The 18,021-nt window shown below is 39.2% G+C and carries 21 protein-coding genes; 1 reads left to right on the forward strand and 20 read right to left on the reverse strand.

Going from position 1 to position 18,021, the window contains the following annotated elements:
* Position 1: 1 nt before the first annotated feature.
* The 15 genes from aroC to MHI18_RS04775 form a co-directional block, all read right to left on the reverse strand.
* Positions 2-1,174 (reverse strand): chorismate synthase, encoded by a 1,173-nt coding sequence (gene aroC / locus MHI18_RS04705; RefSeq protein ID WP_340846250.1) that lies wholly within the window; start codon positions 1,172-1,174, stop codon positions 2-4.
* A gap of 203 nt (positions 1,175-1,377) precedes the next feature.
* The gene (locus MHI18_RS04710; protein ID WP_340846251.1) at positions 1,378-2,151 is read right to left on the reverse strand and encodes a CheR family methyltransferase; all 774 of its coding nucleotides are present in this window, start codon (positions 2,149-2,151) and stop codon (positions 1,378-1,380) included.
* A gap of 172 nt (positions 2,152-2,323) precedes the next feature.
* Positions 2,324-2,770 carry a nucleoside-diphosphate kinase gene (ndk, locus tag MHI18_RS04715; protein WP_040376285.1) on the reverse strand — a complete coding sequence of 149 codons (447 nt, stop codon included), beginning with the start codon at positions 2,768-2,770 and terminating at the stop codon, positions 2,324-2,326.
* Between the two features lie 100 nt (positions 2,771-2,870).
* Complete coding sequence (hepT, locus tag MHI18_RS04720) at positions 2,871-3,833, reverse strand: heptaprenyl diphosphate synthase component II (RefSeq protein WP_340846252.1); 963 nt, start codon at positions 3,831-3,833, stop codon at positions 2,871-2,873.
* 34 nt (positions 3,834-3,867) lie between these two features.
* The gene (locus MHI18_RS04725; RefSeq protein ID WP_340846253.1) at positions 3,868-4,575 is read right to left on the reverse strand and encodes a demethylmenaquinone methyltransferase; all 708 of its coding nucleotides are present in this window, start codon (positions 4,573-4,575) and stop codon (positions 3,868-3,870) included.
* A 3-nt stretch (positions 4,576-4,578) separates the two neighbouring features.
* Complete coding sequence (locus MHI18_RS04730; RefSeq protein WP_340846254.1) at positions 4,579-5,397, reverse strand: heptaprenyl diphosphate synthase component 1; 819 nt, start codon at positions 5,395-5,397, stop codon at positions 4,579-4,581.
* 191 nt (positions 5,398-5,588) lie between these two features.
* Positions 5,589-5,834, reverse strand: a complete 246-nt coding sequence (gene mtrB, locus MHI18_RS04735) for a trp RNA-binding attenuation protein MtrB (RefSeq protein WP_340846255.1) — start codon at positions 5,832-5,834, stop codon at positions 5,589-5,591.
* A 29-nt stretch (positions 5,835-5,863) separates the two neighbouring features.
* Entirely contained in the window at positions 5,864-6,430 is a 567-nt protein-coding gene (gene folE, locus MHI18_RS04740) for a GTP cyclohydrolase I FolE (protein ID WP_040373307.1), read from the reverse strand.
* Positions 6,431-6,606: 176 nt separating this feature from the next.
* A complete protein-coding gene (locus MHI18_RS04745) occupies positions 6,607-6,879 on the reverse strand; it encodes an HU family DNA-binding protein (protein WP_040373308.1) in 273 nt (90 codons plus the stop codon).
* A 539-nt stretch (positions 6,880-7,418) separates the two neighbouring features.
* Positions 7,419-8,897 carry a stage IV sporulation protein A gene (spoIVA, locus tag MHI18_RS04750; RefSeq protein WP_340847572.1) on the reverse strand — a complete coding sequence of 493 codons (1,479 nt, stop codon included), beginning with the start codon at positions 8,895-8,897 and terminating at the stop codon, positions 7,419-7,421.
* 240 nt (positions 8,898-9,137) lie between these two features.
* Positions 9,138-9,857, reverse strand: a complete 720-nt coding sequence (locus tag MHI18_RS04755) for a hypothetical protein (protein ID WP_340846256.1) — start codon at positions 9,855-9,857, stop codon at positions 9,138-9,140.
* Positions 9,858-9,871: 14 nt separating this feature from the next.
* Positions 9,872-10,069, reverse strand: a complete 198-nt coding sequence (locus MHI18_RS04760) for a DUF2768 domain-containing protein (RefSeq protein ID WP_340846257.1) — start codon at positions 10,067-10,069, stop codon at positions 9,872-9,874.
* Between the two features lie 279 nt (positions 10,070-10,348).
* On the reverse strand, positions 10,349-11,401 hold the full coding sequence (locus MHI18_RS04765) for an NAD(P)H-dependent glycerol-3-phosphate dehydrogenase (RefSeq protein ID WP_340846258.1): 1,053 nt from the start codon (positions 11,399-11,401) through the stop codon (positions 10,349-10,351).
* A 123-nt stretch (positions 11,402-11,524) separates the two neighbouring features.
* Positions 11,525-12,835, reverse strand: a complete 1,311-nt coding sequence (gene der / locus MHI18_RS04770; RefSeq protein WP_340846259.1) for a ribosome biogenesis GTPase Der — start codon at positions 12,833-12,835, stop codon at positions 11,525-11,527.
* A 226-nt stretch (positions 12,836-13,061) separates the two neighbouring features.
* On the reverse strand, positions 13,062-13,652 hold the full coding sequence (locus MHI18_RS04775) for a YphA family membrane protein (RefSeq protein WP_340846260.1): 591 nt from the start codon (positions 13,650-13,652) through the stop codon (positions 13,062-13,064).
* A 123-nt stretch (positions 13,653-13,775) separates the two neighbouring features.
* On the opposite strand from MHI18_RS04775, the gene MHI18_RS04780 reads away from it, so the two are divergent.
* Positions 13,776-13,907 carry a YpzI family protein gene (locus MHI18_RS04780; RefSeq protein WP_340846261.1) on the forward strand — a complete coding sequence of 44 codons (132 nt, stop codon included), beginning with the start codon at positions 13,776-13,778 and terminating at the stop codon, positions 13,905-13,907.
* 575 nt (positions 13,908-14,482) lie between these two features.
* Here the strand turns inward: MHI18_RS04780 and MHI18_RS04785 are convergent.
* The 5 genes from MHI18_RS04785 to MHI18_RS04805 all read right to left on the reverse strand — a co-directional run bounded on the left by MHI18_RS04785 (position 14,483) and on the right by MHI18_RS04805 (position 17,969).
* A complete protein-coding gene (locus MHI18_RS04785; RefSeq protein WP_340846262.1) occupies positions 14,483-14,635 on the reverse strand; it encodes a hypothetical protein in 153 nt (50 codons plus the stop codon).
* Between the two features lie 458 nt (positions 14,636-15,093).
* Complete coding sequence (gene rpsA, locus MHI18_RS04790) at positions 15,094-16,230, reverse strand: 30S ribosomal protein S1 (protein ID WP_340846263.1); 1,137 nt, start codon at positions 16,228-16,230, stop codon at positions 15,094-15,096.
* A 162-nt stretch (positions 16,231-16,392) separates the two neighbouring features.
* The gene (locus tag MHI18_RS04795) at positions 16,393-16,974 is read right to left on the reverse strand and encodes a lysophospholipid acyltransferase family protein (RefSeq protein ID WP_340846264.1); all 582 of its coding nucleotides are present in this window, start codon (positions 16,972-16,974) and stop codon (positions 16,393-16,395) included.
* Positions 16,971-17,651 (reverse strand): (d)CMP kinase, encoded by a 681-nt coding sequence (gene cmk / locus MHI18_RS04800; protein ID WP_340846265.1) that lies wholly within the window; start codon positions 17,649-17,651, stop codon positions 16,971-16,973. The genes MHI18_RS04795 and cmk overlap by 4 nt, the downstream gene beginning before the upstream one ends.
* A gap of 129 nt (positions 17,652-17,780) precedes the next feature.
* Positions 17,781-17,969 (reverse strand): YpfB family protein, encoded by a 189-nt coding sequence (locus tag MHI18_RS04805; RefSeq protein ID WP_340846266.1) that lies wholly within the window; start codon positions 17,967-17,969, stop codon positions 17,781-17,783.
* Between the last annotated feature and the right edge of the window lie 52 nt (positions 17,970-18,021).

Here is an 18,021-nt window from a genome sequence, read left to right on the forward strand (position 1 = left end):
ATTAAAACTCCCTTGTTTCTTTCCTGTAGGATTCAAGATAAGCTGCAAGTTGATCAAAACGGTCGGATGGGAATTGTTCCACAATCGCTGTTGCTAACTCCCATGCTACAGCGGCTTCTGCTACTACAGCTGCTGCAGGAACGGCACAGCTGTCAGATCGTTCAACGCTTGCTGTAAACACTTCCTTAGAATCAATATCCACACTTTTCAGCGGTTTATATAAAGTAGGGATAGGCTTCATTACTCCACGTACAATAATTGGCATTCCACTCGTCATTCCGCCTTCAAATCCGCCAAGACGGTTTGTTTTCCGGTAATAACCAGACTCCTCGTTATAGGCAATTTCATCATGAACTTCACTGCCAAAACGATGAGCAGCTTCAAATCCAATTCCTATCTCAACACCCTTAAACGCATTAATGCTGACAATGGCTGCGGCAAGCTTCGCGTCAAGTTTCCGGTCATAATGGACGTAACTTCCCACTCCTGCCGGCATTCCTTCAACAACCACCTCGACAATTCCGCCTATTGAATCGCCATTTTTCTTAGCAAGATCGATTGCATCCTTCATTTCTTGTTCTACAGAAGGATCAAAGCATCTTACTGATGAGGCTTCTGTTACCTCTTGTAATTCCTTAATAGAGGTGTAAGGAGCTGGATTGGCTTTTACTCCGCCAATTTCAAGAACATGTGAAGCAATCTCAATTCCTAATAAGGATAAAAGTTTCTTTGCTGCAGCTCCTGCTGCTACCCGAACTGTTGTCTCACGAGCAGAAGAACGCTCAAGTACATTTCGAAGATCACGGTGACCATATTTGATTCCGCCGTTTAGATCTGCATGACCCGGACGCGGTCTGGTAATTTTGCGTTTAATATCTTCCTCTTCTTCTTCAGATATGGGTTCACTGCCCATAATTTTTGTCCAATGTTTCCAATCGTTATTCTCGACAACGAATGTTACTGGAGAACCAAGTGTTAAGCCATGCCTTATACCAGACCCAATGAATACCTGATCTTTTTCAATCTGCATCCGTCTGCCTCGGCCATGCCCTTTTTGGCGCCTTGCTAATTGTTCGTTAATATCATCTGCTGTAATCGGCATCCCTGCTGGAAGACCCTCAATTATGGTCGTCAACTGCGGACCATGTGATTCACCTGCTGTTAAATATCTCATCTGTATTCTTCCCCCTTTTAAACCATTAAAGGATTTATGTATCAATATACCACAATTTTGTGAAAAGTGGGAACAAGATAAATAGAAAATAACCAGTCCCATTCTATCTCTTAATTTTACATGAACTTTCTCATTCCATACATGCTTTAAAGATAAAAAAATACGGACGTCTTTCACAAGACTGTCCGTACTTCCATGATCTATTATATTTTTTTATAAAAAAAAGTATCTTCTGTTGTTAAGTTAAATTGAGCTGGATTAAATATCTGTTCGGTGCTTCCAACAAAGAATACCCCATCAGATTTCAGCGCTGCACTAAACTTTTGATAAAGGTGGGATTTTGCTTCTTCTGTAAAATAAATTAACACATTCCGGCAGACAATCAAATCATAATGAGTCTGGAACTTTTCCGCCAGCAAATTATGTTTTTTAAACGTGACAGTTCGTTTAATATCATCTGTCACTCGATAAAACCCGTCTTCTTGAATGAAGAATTTGTTTTTTATGTCGATAGGCACTTCATTTAATGACCTTTCGGGATAGATTCCCCGTTTTGCCTTAACTAGAACATTTTCATCAATATCGGTTGCATATATTGAGAGGTTCGATAGCGGCAGGTACTTAGAAAGTATCATTGCTATGGTATAGGGTTCTTCACCGGTTGAACAAGCCGCACTCCATATTTTCAATGATGGTGATGATTTAAGCATCCTTGGTAAGATCTTGTTCTCAAAGATCTCCCAACGCTTATAATTCCGATAAAACTCTGACACGTTAATCGTCATTCGATCTAAAAATTCATTTAAAATGGCTGGTTCCATTTTAATATTTTTATAGTATTCGGTAAAAGAGGAATAGCCTTTTTTTTCATACAAGGAAGTTAATCTGCGCTTCATTTGTGACTCCTTATAAAGAGCAAGATCGATCCCTGTCAGGTTTTTAATATTTAAGGTAAACTGTTCATATTCGCTCGGCATTCTAACGACTCCTTCACCAAAATCCAACAATAGTAGTTATTGAGTATATCGGCACGTCATCAGGATACCTTAATAAAATGCCGCCAATTAGTCGGTTTTTTGGATTTTCCATACATTTTAACACAAAGAAAAAAGGCCTCGGATTCCGAGACCTTAACTTAGCAAGTAAAAATTAATAAACCCACTTGCTCATTAATTTCGAGTAATCAACTAGTTCTTCTTTATTAAAGAACAAGCCGATTTCACGTTCAGCGCTTTCACTTGAATCTGAACCATGAATGATGTTTTTTCCGACAGTTACTGCAAAGTCACCGCGGATAGTAGCTGCTGCTGCATCCTTAGGATTTGTAGCACCCATCATTTGGCGTGCAGTTGCAATAACATTTTCGCCTTCCCAAACCATTGCAAAAACTGGGCCAGACGTGATGAACTCTACTAATTCACCAAAAAATGGACGTTCTTTATGTTCGCCGTAATGCTGTTCAGCCAACTCTTGTGTGATAAGCATTAATTTAGCTCCAACAAGATTAAAACCTTTCGTTTCAAAACGGGAAACGATTTCACCGATAAGATTGCGTTGAACGCCATCAGGTTTAACCATTAAAAATGTTTTTTCCATTTGTATAATTCACTCCTAAAAGTATGTATGTATAAATTTGCCGCAAGACGACAAATCCCTCAAAAATATATCACTATTTTCCAGTTATTGCAACACCAAGTCAAAATTTACGATTACCTATGTTCTTTGCAATTTCTGCTAAAGTCTTTTTCGAACGTGAAGCAGGCAGACCTTCTAGCTGTGCAAAGGCCTTCTTCAGGTACATCTTGCTGACTTCCCCTGCCTTCTCGATAGAGCCAGTGGCTTTTATTGCTTCAATAATAACAGTCATTTCATCAAGCGATATCTGCTCATGTACTGTCTTAACCAGTGCTTTTAACTTTGGATCCTGCATTGCAATTAATACAGGTAACGTGATATTTCCTTGACGCAAATCGCTTCCTGCAGGTTTTCCAAGCTCCTTTTCTGAAGCTGTAAAATCCAGAATATCATCCGTGATTTGATAGGACATGCCTACATAATAGCCAAATCGAAATAATCTCTGATGAATGTCTGCACTAGTACCTGCAGTTAGTGCACCAAGTTGACAGCTCGAAGCAATTAGAAGCGCTGTCTTCCGTTTAATGCGTCTAAAATAGGTGCGCCAAGTTTGGTCAAAATCAAACTTATCTTTGATCTGCTCAATTTCACCTAGGCACAGTTCGACCATTGTTCGTGCTAGAATTTTATGTGCCAATGGATCTTCAATCCTTGCCATAACCTCCAGGGCTCTAGCAAACATATAATCCCCTGTATACATAGCTACACGATTATCCCATTTTGACTTAATCGTTGCCGAACCCCGACGTAAATCTGAATCATCAACAACATCATCATGAACAAGAGAGGCAGTATGAATGAGTTCAAGTGTGACAGCAGCATTCTTCACTACATGAATATCATAGTTGCCAAACTGAGCAGCCAGCAATACAAAAACTGGGCGAATTCGTTTTCCCCCGGATTGCAGTAAATGCAGCGATGCTTCTCTTAGAACTGGAGATTCAGCCTGTATAGCTGCTTCTAATTCTTTTTCAATTAATTGCAGATCCGTATTCAAGAAAGAATACAACATTTTAAGTTTCATACATTCCACCCAGCTTTGTATATGCTAACATCTTTTAATTAGATTTAGTGCCATAATGAGAAGCCGCAACTCCGAACGTGTGCGCCTTATAGCTGACATTCTTAAATCCGGCCGCCTTAAACATTTCTTCTAATTGCTTCATCCCTGGAAAATCACGAGCAGATTCTTGAAGCCATGAATACTCTTTAAAACTCTTAGCAAATAACTTCCCGAATACTGGCATCACAAAACGGAAGTAAAGCTGGTATCCTTGCTTAAAGACCGGCATCGTTGGTTGAGAGGTTTCAAGACAAACTGCCATGCCTCCTGGCTTTAATACTCGATTCATTTCTTTTAATACTTGCATATAATCCGGAACATTTCGTAGTCCAAATCCTATGGTTACGTAATCAAAGCTGTTGTCCTCAAAAGGCAGCTCCATCGCATTGCCATGCAGCAGCGTGACTTGTTGTAAATTCAGCTTATTAACTTTCTCTTCGCCAATTTTCAACATATTCTTGCTGAAATCAAGACCGTAAATTTCTCCTTCCGGTCCTGCTTGTTCAGCCATTGCAATCGTCCAATCAGCTGTACCGCAGCATAAATCCAAGGCTTTTGTTCCGCGTGGAATGTTCATCTTCGCCATCGTAGCTGAACGCCATTTGATATGCTGTTTGAAACTGATTAACGAATTCATTTTATCGTAGTTTCCATATATTTTTTCAAAAACATGATGAACTTTTTCTTCTTTAGATTGTCCCATAGTTTACCCTTCTTCCACAAATGAATTGGCTTTAATGGCTGTTTCATCAAGAATTGTATTAATCCATTGCTGGACGAAATCATTCTGGGAAGAAAGCTTCACTGCGGCCTTTTTTGTCATATGTTGTGCATCCATAATACACTTGTCCATTTTTGTTGAAAGGTAGTTTAATTCAATGCGGGTTAACTCTTTTTGTTGTGGGAAGTTTATTTCTGCTAACGCATCAAACACAAGAGATTGCCCTCCTGCTTTATATTGCATTTTTTCCAGATGCAGTCTGTTTACTAACAGCACAGCTCCTGCAAGCTCCATCCATTCTGGCTTGGCAAAGTATTCAGCAAGTTTTTGAATTAATGACGACTCAATAATTTTTATACCGGAAACCAGCTTATCTTCATCCGTAAAGGATTTTTGATAAAGCGAAATTTTATGTTCATTAATTTCTTTTATGCCGCTTGAAAGAATCTTAATTAAGACAACATTCCCGGACTCAGCCAAAAGCTGATAATACAGACCGCTGAAATAATCCCCAGCCAATACGTTCAGCTGACGATTTTTTAATTCATCCCCTGATTCAATTTCCTTTGAGGAAATCGTAACTAACTCATGCGTATCAAGAGCGACCTGCACCATCATAGTAGCAAGCATATCTGTATGAATCTCTTCAGACGATTTTTCTAATTCATTAAAAAGGCCCGCTAATAACAGCAGTTTATCTTCATCTATTTTCGGCTCATCAAGAATTTTTTGAAGATAAGGATGATAAGCTTTTGATTTAATGCTTTTCTTTAATTCAATTACTGTATTATTTATGTTTAACATGGAATCACCCTTGCATCCCCAAAAGATAATTTAATTTAAAGCATTTTTCTCCGTCTAAAACCAAACATCATTATATCATAAAACCTATAAGATAAAAGAAGAATGCTCTAATTTACCTATACCTTTATCGATGGAACCATAAAAACAGCACTATTTCTTTTAGACATCCATTTTCTGCAAGAGTGTATACCCTATTTATCAATCTTAGGCTGTTTTGACTCACTTTCCACTTCACCATAAGGCGTATAGATCATCGCGTGCCCGCGAACCTTAATGGCTGATGTATGTTCAGTAAACTGAGCAATCATCACTTCACCTGCATCCAGCTTTTCAGCGTGATGAAATTTAGTATCTGTTCCTCTTGTCAGCCCGATTACATTGACACTATCTTCGTATGCTTTTATTACGATAAAATCGTTACCTGATTTCTCATCCATCATTATCACCCCTGAGCGTATGATTCCTATTACCCTTTAATAAAGGCTAGTACCTCTGATCGAGTACGATAATCCTCAGCAAAGACACCTCTTACTGCTGAAGTTACCGTCTGTGCACCAGGTTTTTTCACGCCTCTCATCGTCATACACATATGTTCCGCTTCAACGACCACCATCACACCATGCGGCTCTAAGCTTTCCATGATAGAATTCGCAATTGTACTCGTAATCCGTTCCTGAAGCTGGGGACGTTTAGAAATGGCTTCCACTGCACGAGCCAGCTTGCTTAAACCCGTAACCTTACCGTTTTTCGGAATATAGGCTACATGAGCTTTTCCATAAAACGGAACAAGATGGTGTTCACAGACTGAATGGAATGTAATGTCCTTCACAAGGACCATCTCTTCATGTTCTTCTCCAAAAATTGTTTCAAAATATTGCTTTGGATCCTGATGTAGACCTGCAAAAATTTCTTCATACATTCTCGCCACACGTTTGGGCGTATCTAAAAGACCTTCACGATCTGGGTCTTCTCCTACTGCTTCTAAAATCATTTTTACTGCTTCTTCAATTTTGGCATGATCAACATTTGCCATTTTATTTCCCCCTAATATCATAAGTAATAATACATATCAGCACTAATAGCAGCATTTTAAGATGCTGCTGAATCTTTCATTTTAACTGTATTCTATATTAGCACAGAACGAAAATAGTAAGCAAAAAAAGGGACCACAATGTGGCCCCTTTTTACCCTTAAAGTACCGATATGTACTTACTTCACAGCATCTTTAAGTGCTTTACCTGGTTTGAATGCAGGTACTTTGCTTGCAGCGATTTCGATTTCGTCGCCAGTTTGCGGGTTGCGGCCTTTACGTGCTGCACGTTCGCGAACTTCGAAGTTACCAAAACCGATCAATTGTACTTTATCACCGCTTTTTAAAGCGTCTAAGATTGTATCAAAAACAGCATCAACGGCTTTCGTAGCGTCTTTCTTAGAAAGTTCGCCTGCTTCTGCAACTGAGTTAATTAGTTCTGTTTTGTTCATGCCATTCACCTCCTCCCAAAAGGATATTTATAAAAAATCAATATTACAAACACTGTATAATAGTGATTTGTTACTCTTGTCACCAATTTCTATCGGTCAATGATTCATTTGAAAAATCATATACCAGAAATTGATCGAAGCTTGTCTGAAAAAATATGTACATTCAGGCTGGAATGGCTTCTACATTGCGTTTTCTGTAAGTAGATTATCATAGAACCCGTTACCTTAGCAAGAAAAATACAAAAATAATGGGAATCTTTTCATAAAAATATGCATAATCTATACTTTTTGACTTTCTACACTCAATTCTTTCCCTATTCAAGAAATCTTAAACCTCTTTAAAAAGCGATAAATCAAGGTTTTCGAGGACTTTTCTATCCTACTCGAACATCTTAAATTTCGCAACACATAAGACTTGAATTCTTAATTAAGAACAAAATATTTGTCATCTTAACCAAATAATAGAAATATCCATCCGTTTCCCATCAATCTGACTAAGTAAAAAAAGCTGTCGAGGTTTTCTCAACAGCCAGCAAGTCTTAAAGAATAATGGCAATGAGACCGCCAGAACCCTCATTGATAATTCTTTCTAATGTTTCTTTTAATTTATAGCGGGCATTTTCAGGCATAAGTGATAACTTTGCCTGAATACCTTCTCTCACAATAGAACTTAAATTCCTGCCGAAGATTTCCGAATTCCAAATGGACAATGGATCATCATCAAAATCCTGCATTAAATAACGGACAAGTTCTTCACTTTGCTTCTCTGTACCGATTATCGGTGCAAATTCAGACTCTACGTCTACTTTAATCATATGAATAGAAGGTGCAACCGCCTTTAAGCGGACACCGAATCTGGATCCCTGTCTGATGATTTCTGGTTCATCCAAACTCATATCATTGAGTGTAGGAGCCGCTACCCCATACCCTGTTTGCTTCACCATTTTCAATGCATCTGATACCTGATCATACTCGGCTTTTGCATACGCAAAATCCTGCATCAAGGCGAGAAGATGATCTTTCCCTCTTATTTCTACACCAACAATTTCTTTAAGAATATCATCATACAGTTCATCTGGAGCAAACAAATCAATTTCAGCGATTCCCTGCCCCATTTCCATACCAGCTAAGCTTGCATGATCAATAAATTCAAATTCATTAAAGTGTCCTACAACCCGATCAACATCACGAAGGCGCTTTATATCCTTAACGGTTACTTTAACGGCCTCCTGATAGCTTTCCCGAAGCCAATGGTCTTCTCTAAGTACCATCACCCAACTTGGTAAATTAACGTTAACTTCAAGTACAGGGAATTCGTATAATGCTTCTCTTAAAACATTAAGTACATCCCCTTCGCGCATACTTTCAATACTCATCGCGATAACAGGGATATCATATTTCTCTTGAAGGCTTTCCCGAAGTGCCGCCGTATCCGGATGATGAGGCTGCACTGAATTTATGATGATAATAAAGGGCTTTCCTACTTCTTTTAGTTCAGATATAACCCTTTCCTCTGCATCGATATAGTCCTTTCGGGGTATTTCTCCAATTGTTCCATCCGTCGTGACGACTACACCCAGTGTAGAATGATCCTGAATGACCTTTCTCGTGCCAATTTCAGCGGCCTCATGAAATGGGATTGGTTCCTCATACCAGGGCGTATGAATCATTCTAGGTCCATTCTCGTCTTCGTACCCTTTCGCGCCGGGCACCGTATAACCAACACAATCAACGAGACGTATATTTACATTCAATCCTTCAGCCACTTCTATCGTTGCAGCCTGATTGGGGACGAATTTCGGCTCTGTTGTCATGATTGTTCTTCCAGCTGCACTTTGCGGCAATTCATCCTGCGCTCTTGCCCGATCTGATTCCGTATCCATGTTCGGAATGACGACTAACTCCATAAACTTCTTGATAAATGTGGATTTACCAGTACGAACTGCCCCGACTACACCTAAATAGATGTCGCCGCCGGTTCGTTCAGCAATATCTTTGAAAATATCTACCTTCTCCAGCAATATAACCCCTCCCGCTCTTAAGTCTTGGGATGATTTCCATCCACTTGACTACTTTATCTAGGACACTATTAGTTTATGATGTTGTCCTAAAAAAATATTCCTCTTTTATTTGCCCTCTAGTCCATCCCCCCGTGCATTCATCTATATAAGTTAATCATCTGCGCAATCAATTCAGGCGTAGGAGAAGAATAAAAAAATCCTTCTACTACACTATATTGTGCAGAAGAAGGATTATGCTTATTTCACTAAGAATATTGGTTTTTCAGATTCATCAATTGTATAAGGCAAAGAAAAAGCTGGAACAAAATCCGATTCTTCCACTAAAATCTTTCGAATGTCCTCACCCTTTTTAAAGGTGTGTTTGTTCTCTTTGAGGGCATCGTATAGATCCGGCGTATAATCAACGAATAATTCAGCTTTATTATTGACGATAATCGATAATGGCCGTTGTGAATACGGACTAGTCACTGTTGGGGCTTCTTTTAGACCCAGTTTCTTATAATCAAGCGTAAATACTTCATCTGAAAGCACCTCGCCGTATGGTGGATAACCATTGGCCTGACGATAACTCGTTAACCTAAGATTCAAATCCTGAATAGCTTGGGCCATCCTTACATCGAGTAATTTGACAGCAGGGTCAGTTTCAACATCGATAAGCACATATTGAAAAATGCCTCCAGCGTCAAACGAATTAGGAGGGGCTTCAGCTATGTATCTTGGTACGATTTTTTTAAAATCCACCACATATTTTTGATAAATAGGTGTTTCAGCTTCTTTTGTTATAATCGGCAGGATCCCTCCCCCGTTCGTTTGAAATTGATCAACCGCACTTTGTACCGATTGGATTTGTTCTTTGTAAGGGGTTTGGTTTTCTTTCAGTTGACTATCTGGATACATACACCCAGTTAGGAGTAATGGAATACAAAAAATAATAACTGCCCATTTTACTTGTTTCATATAATTCGCCTCGCTTAAGTGGTTGGTCCACTAAATACTACTACAAAGATGATTAAACCAGCGATAACCATAAGTATGTATGCAAAGATCGCCATAAAAGCCTTGAAGAAACCGCTTAATTTATACCGGCTTAGATAAATAGAAAAAATGGAGATTGCCATAAAGCCCATAGCAATAAAAGAGATCCACATTTTTTGCAATGCTGGTGTCACAAAACCTACTCCTTTATCGTAGTGTATCATCCACTACACATTTTAGTTTATGAGAGCTCGTCCTATTTTGATAAAACAGACTATTCTTCAAGTTAAAAAAGCAGAAGATATGTCTGTAGATATATCTTCTGCCATTTGACTAAACCCACCAGTTCCAAGTTAGATTACTAGTTTACTTTCGATGCATTGTATGCTTCCAAATCTAAAGGCGTATCAGCAAATGCCTATTTTCAGAAAAATATTTCACACATGACGTAATCCGTTTGAAAGAACCACAAATTATTCAGATTCGCGCTCTTCCATTATATTAAATAAATCTTCCATCTCACTTCGTTTATCTCGATTCATCAATAAATCAACGGAATCCTTTACGTCTTTTCCAGCAAACAAAACTCCGTAAAGTGCATTCGTAATCGGCATATCAACTTCATACTTTTGCGCAAGCTGATAAGCAGCCTTTGTGGTTCGAACACCTTCAACCACCATACCCATATTCGTAAGTACTTCGTCGAGATTTTGTCCTTTACCAAGCAAATTACCTGCCCGCCAATTTCTAGAATGGACGCTTGTACAGGTTACAATTAAATCACCAATACCTGTTAACCCTGAAAAAGTTAACGGACTTGCCCCCATTGCACTGCCTAAACGAGTAATTTCCGCAAGACCACGGGTAATAAGAGCTGCTTTAGCATTATCTCCATACCCTAATCCATCAGTAATCCCTGAAGCTAACGCAATGATATTTTTTAAGGCTCCGCCAATTTCCACACCAACGATATCTGGATTCGTATAAACACGGAAATATTGATTAATGAATAGATCTTGAATTCGTTCAGCAGCAGCCATGTTTTTTGATGATACAGCAACTGTTGTAGGATGGCGCAAGCTCACTTCCTCAGCATGGCTTGGCCCAGAAAGAACCACTAAATCCTTCAGCATACTGCTAGACATGTCAGCTTCAATCATTTCAGAAATCCGCATTAAGGAATCCGGTTCAATCCCTTTTGACACATGAACAACCGTAAGCGGCTGTTGACTGACTTGTTCAATATCCTTCAAAACATCACGAATCGCCTTGGTCGGTACCGCCAAAATGATAATATCAAGATCCCTAAGAGCAGAGTCTAGTGAGCTAAACCCAGTGATTCCTTCTGGAAGCTTAATATCAGGAAGATATTTATGATTGGTTCTTTGGGAATTGATTTCTTCAATCTGTGCTTCCTTATGACCCCATAAACGCACTTCATGTCCATTATCTGCGAGAACCATTGCTAAGGCAGTACCCCAGCTTCCTGCACCGATTACGGCTGCTTTTTGCTTTGTCCTTGTCATATTCAACCACCTTTTCTCTAAAAGGTAACTATTCTATGGTGAAGGAAGTCAGGACTAAGTGCATCCTAACAATCCCGCAGAACATAGGTAGCCTTCGATCTCTTGATGACTAACTAGATGTCATTATTTTCTTTGACGGCCAAAAATACGAATTGGTGTGCCATCAAACTCAAAGGCATCACGAATTCTATTTTCTAAGAATCTCTGATAAGAGAAGTGAAGAAGTTCTGGATCATTAACAAACACTACAAATGTAGGCGGTTTGATAGCTACTTGAGTGGTGTAGTAAATCTTCAGACGAGTACCATTATGGGTAGGTGTCGGATTCATGGCTACGGCATCCATTAACACTTCGTTAAGAATATTCGTTTGCACACGAAGCGCATGACTTTCACTAACTTTATCAATTACCGGAAGAAGCGTATGGATCCGCTGCTTTGTTAACGCAGACAAGTAAATGATTTTAGCATAGTCCAAGAATAAGAAATGAGCTCGAATATCTTCTTCGAATTTCTTCATTGTTTTATCATCTTTTTCTAATGCATCCCACTTATTAACGACGATAATAATTCCTCGGCCTGCTTCATGAGCATACCCAGCAATTTTCTTATCTTGTTCACGAATACCTTCTTCAGCATTTAATACCACAAGAACAACGTCAGAGCGTTCAATTGCACGCAAGGCTCTAAGTACACTGTATTTCTCAGTGCTCTCATAAACCTTCCCTTTTTTACGCATTCCTGCCGTATCAATAATGACGTACTCTTTGCCATTATATTTATAAGGGGAGTCAATCGCGTCACGGGTCGTTCCTTCGATTTCACTAACAATTACCCGCTCTTCTCCAAGCAAAGCATTAACTAATGAAGATTTCCCAACGTTCGGTCTTCCAATTAAACTGAACTTGATAACCTCATCATCATAATCCTGGCCGCTGAAATCTGGGAAATACTTAGCCACTTCGTCAAGTAAGTCTCCTAAGCCAAGACCATGTGAACCTGAAATTGGGAATGGCTCTCCAAATCCAAGTGCATAGAAATCATAAATTTGGTCGCGCATTTCAAGATTATCAACTTTATTAACAGCCAATACTACTGGTTTCTTTGACTTATAAAGAATTCTTGCAACTTCTTCATCTGAACCAGTCACACCTTCACGGCCATTCACCATAAAAATGATAACATCCGCTTCATCAATAGCTATTTCAGCTTGTGCACGGATTTGTTCAAGAAATGGTTCATCCCCAATATCTATTCCACCCGTATCAATGATGTTAAAGTCATACGTTAACCATTCTCCTGAACTATAAATCCTGTCTCTCGTTACGCCTGGTACATCTTCAACGATAGAAATTCTCTCTCCAACAATTCTGTTAAAGATTGTCGATTTTCCAACGTTAGGCCGTCCGACGATCGCAATTACCGGTTTTGGCATTGTATTCACCCTTCCACTCCATATATCTTTTAAGCTCATGAAATCCATGAATGCATTTATCTCCACTAAAAAATTGCACTGTTGATTTTCATATTTGCAGAAACTGCAGTTAGGCTTCGGTATGTATTTACCAGCTCTCTAACTATCATATAGTATCAAATTTTCCACCAATCAACAATGATTGTCTAAAAAACACTTTTATTATGATGTCACGCGATTCCTTTTATTAGGAATTAAATTTGGCCTGTGTTTGTTGATAAAGCACCTTACTAATCAGTTCGGCAGCAATACAGGCAAGTCCAACTGTGACAGACAATGTCACATTATCTAGCCACTCAAGGGAAATACTTTTGTAAGGCAAAGTGTGTACAGCCAATAATCCGGCAAACACACAATCACCCAGCACCATCCCAATTATGATGGCACTAATCCGCTGTTTCCAATCTTTAAATAACAAAAACGCTGTATAATTAATGGCTATGGCTTGCATCCAAGAAGCATCAAAAATTAATATAATGGGATCCAGCAAAGCAAATAATTGAAATGCCGCATACCCAATTCCAATGGTACAGAATTTAAATACAAAATAACTCGTATGAATGAAGGACAATTTCCGATTGTATATCAATAAACAAACCAACAAATAAAGACCGCCTAAACCTACCCGGTAAGGATAAACGGCTAACTCATATCCAGATAATATAATCAAAATGAGTATATGACATATTAACTGAGACCGAACCGGCGTTTTAGGCAAAAAAAACACCGCGACTACCCACCCCATCCAAATAATCCAATAGAAAAACAACCCATCCATAACGTTCACCTCCTCTAAAAGACATTATGTCTCCTTTAAAACAAGATTAAACACGCTATGGGCAGATGAATAAAAAATACAGATTACAGGGGAAAATAACAGATAAGGAAAGGGGGAGAAATAATGGGAAAAGATCGTCAAGAAAAAAAACTCAAAGAAAGCCGCCGAGTCGAATCTGACCGTGACCAATCACTAAAATACCCTGGAGCTACCAGACTCGAAGGACCAGTAGAAGCAAGAAAACGAAATTCCTAAACCTAAAGGAGGCTGTCCAAATCGGGCTGCCTCTTTTTGTGCATTTGTACTTAGCTGTTTTGGCACTTGAGGGTTGGTACTTGTGAAAGTAGGGTATCTTTCTGTTTTTTTGGTTGGCTGGATTACTTTTTGGTCAAACCCTACTCTACTCTGTTGGTTTTGACGTTTTATTTTCTCTATTCTGGGTGGCATTCGGCCCTTGCTGTTTTCGGCATCGCCTTTTAGGTTTGGCTCTTGTGAAAATAGTGTATCTTTCTCTTTTTTTGGTTGGCTGGATACACTTTTTGCGTTAGCGACCCCTTTTTTGGACAACCCTGCTCTACTCTGTTGGTCTTGTGGTTTCATTTTTTCTATTCGGGCTGGCATTCGGCCCAAACTTCACTTTATTCAGCCCAAACCTAGAAAGATTCGGCCCTTATTCGAGATCATTCGGCCCAAAAACAATAAGATTCGGCCCTTGCTGTTTTGGCATCGCCTTTTGGGTTTGGCTCTTGTGAAAATAGTGTATCTTTCTCTTTTTTTGGTTGGCTGGATACACTTTTTGCATTAGCGACCCCTTTTTGACAACCCCTACTCTATTCTGTTGGTCTTGAGGTTTTATTTTCTCTATTTGGGCTGGCATTCGGCCCAAACTTCACTTTATTCAGCCCAAACCTAGAAAGATTCGGCCCATATTCGATATCATTCGGCCCAAAAACAATAAGATTCGGCCCTTGCTGTTTTGGCATTGGCTTTTGGGTTTGGCTCTTGTAAAAATAGTATCTTTCTCTTTTTTTGGTTGGCTGGATACACTTTTTGCATTAGCGACCCTTTTTTGGATAAACAACTATCTACTCTGTTGGTCCTAAGGTTTCATTTTCTCTATTCAGGCTGGCATTCGGCCCAAACTTCGCTTTATTCAGCCCAAATCTAGAAAGATTCGGCCCTTGCTGTTTTGGGCATCGCCTTTTAGGTTTGGCTCTTGTGAAAATAGTGTATCTTACTCTTTATTGTTCAATTGGATAAGCTTTATCCCAGTAAGAGACGTTTTAAACAAAACCAGCTGCAGTGTGGATACTCGAGTGAGGCAGGTATTCGACCCTTGCTGTTTTGGCATTGGCGTTTTGGTTTGATACTTTGAAAATAGCAAAAGTCCCCAAACCAAAAAAACAAGTTTCCGCTAGGAAACTTGTTTTTTAAAGAACTATTATTTTAGTTTATTTAATGCGTCACCAATCATTTCACCAAGCTGGAATCCCTTTGTTTCTTCGGGGATGTCATAGTCATATGATGAAGCGGATTCGGCTTCTTCGAGTTCTTTAATGCTTAAGGATAGCCGCTGTTCAGCTTCGTTCACATCCAGCACCTTAACTTTAACAGATTGACCTTCTTTTAGTACTTCTTGAGGGGTGCCAATATGTTTGTGGGATATTTGAGAAATGTGAACTAATCCTTCTACACCTGGGAAAATTTCGACGAATGCGCCGAAGGTAACTAAGCGGCGGACGGTTCCTTCGAGTATGGAACCTTTAGCTGCCTTTTCGGATATTTCTGTCCATGGGCCCGGTAATGTTTCTTTAATAGATAGAGAGATTCGTTCATTATCACGGTCAATGGATAGGACCTTGACTTGAACCTGGTCTCCCTCTTTTACTACATCAGAAACTTTGTCCACATGTTCATGTGACAGCTGAGAAATATGGACAAGTCCATCTACTCCGCCAATATCGACAAATGCGCCAAAATCAGTAATACGTTGAACGGTTCCTGTGATCGTTTGTCCGCTTTCAATCGTATCAAGCACGCTTGATTTTTGTTTTTCTTTTTCAGCCTCAACTACAGCGCGATGAGAAAGGATTAAACGATTTTTATCTTTTTCTAGTTCAACAATCTTAAATGTAAGCGTTCGATCCTTATAATCAGCAAAGTCTTCAACAAAATAGTCTTCAACCAGTGATGCTGGAACAAATCCACGTACACCAAGGTCTACCACTAAGCCGCCTTTTACAACATCTTTAACTTCTGCTTCAAAGATTTCACCTGACTGGAACTTTTCTTCAAGATGATCCCAAGCCTTATAAGCGTCAATTTTGCGTTTGGATAGAATTAATGCTTCTTCTTCGACCTTGATTACTTCCAGTTCCAGTTCGTCACCTTCTGTAACAGCGTCTGAAGCTTTTTCCACATGCAGACTTGATAGCTCACTAATTGGGATAATACCGTCTGTTTTTGAATTCTCGACATCTACAATCACTTGCTTCTCTTCCACCTTTGATACTTTAGCTTTAACCTTGTCGCCAACCTCAAAGATGTTTACTTCCACTTGATTCATGTCTTCTGCCATTTCGAACTCCTCCTTAACCCATGACTGCTGTGCAGATTTCATCTTATACAGCTTGTGTATAAGACCTAAATACAACTTAGCTTCACTATTAATTAATAATTCGGAATTATACCCTTATTTACTAAATTCTAATAAAATGGTGTAATTGTCAAGCAAGAAGGGTTATTTATTTTCAGAAATAAGTTTTTGAATTTCAGCCATTATGACTTTTGTCGCAACATCTGCTGATACCTTTTGATCCCGATAAGGCTGGAAGTCAATTGGTTTTCCGTAGACAACTTTTACTTTACCAAGAAACGAATAAGGTCCAATAACCGCACAGGGAACAATGTGCGCTTTGGAGCGAAGTGCAAAGAAACCTGCTCCAGATAATCCTTCGCCTAATTCCCCGTTTTTACTTCTGGTTCCTTCAGGAAACAATCCTAAAACCCTGTCTTCCTTAAGTATGGCTAATCCTTTTCTTAACGCCTCCCTATCACTTAACCCGCGCTTAACAGGAAAAGCATTGATTTTAGGCATTATACCCTTTAACACAGGGGCTCGAAACAATTCTTCCTTAGCCATAAAGTGAATATCCCTTGGAGAGGTAGTTCCGACTGCAAGCGGATCTAAATTATTTATGTGATTCGCACAAATGAGAACTCCCCCTTCTTTTGGAAAATGTTCTTTACCGCTGGCTTTAATTCTATAAACGGGTGATAGTCCAATTTTTACCACGTTTTTTGCAAAAGTGTAAAAGTTCAAGCGCGCTCTTTCCTTTCCTCAATCAGAACAATAATTTTCTCTGCTACTTGTTCAATTGTAAGAGACGTTGTATCAATCTCTATCGCATCCGCGGCTTTCCTAAGAGGAGATACTTCTCTCTCGGAATCCAGCTTGTCGCGCAAGGCAATTTCTTCTTTTAATTTCTCTATATCAGCTGAAAATCCTTTTTGCATATTTTCTTGATACCGGCGATGTGCCCGTTCGTCTACAGAGGCTATTAAAAAGACTTTAACTTCCGCATCAGGAAGCACATGTGTTCCAATGTCTCTTCCATCCATTACAACGCCGCCGCTTTTGCCTAACTCCTGCTGTCTTCTGACCATCTCTTCTCGAACAAAACGATGTTTAGACACCTCTGAGACAGTACTTGTTACTTCATTATTCCGTATTTCTGAAGTCACATTTTCTCCATCAACGTAGACCAACTGACCTAGTTCAGAAGGTTGTAATTCTATTGAAGTATTTTCTAAAAGCTGCTTCAATGCCAGCTCATCTGACACATTTACACCTTGACGTAATGCTTTATATGTTAATGCCCGATACATTGCACCTGTATCGACATATATGTAATTGAATTTCTCTGCTGTTATTTTTGCTACTGTACTTTTTCCTGCTGCTGCTGGACCGTCAATAGCCACTGATAGTTTCTTTTCCATAAATCCTCCTAATGAATACATGCTGATCTGTTCTGTTCACTCTTATTTTATCATAAACTCTTTTGATACTCATGTATTCCTCACCTTATGTGAATATTACTAAACAAAAAAAAAGCGGGAATCCCACTTTCATTCATCGTTCAAGCGGTTAAACGTTTCAACCACCTTTTCATGGTTCGTGCTCGTAACACCTTCATAGCGAATTAACTTTTTAGATTCTAACAGAGATCCATCCTGATGTAAAAAGGCTTGAAAGGCCAATAAGCAAATAAATTGAATGATAATAAGCTTGATAAGCAGGCGCTCGATTGATTTCACTTGAATCCCTCCATATGTTCCTAGTACAAGTATGGAAGAATATCTTTTAATT

It is taken from the genome of Peribacillus sp. FSL H8-0477 (assembly GCF_038002765.1).
GTDB lineage: Bacteria > Bacillota > Bacilli > Bacillales > DSM-1321 > Peribacillus.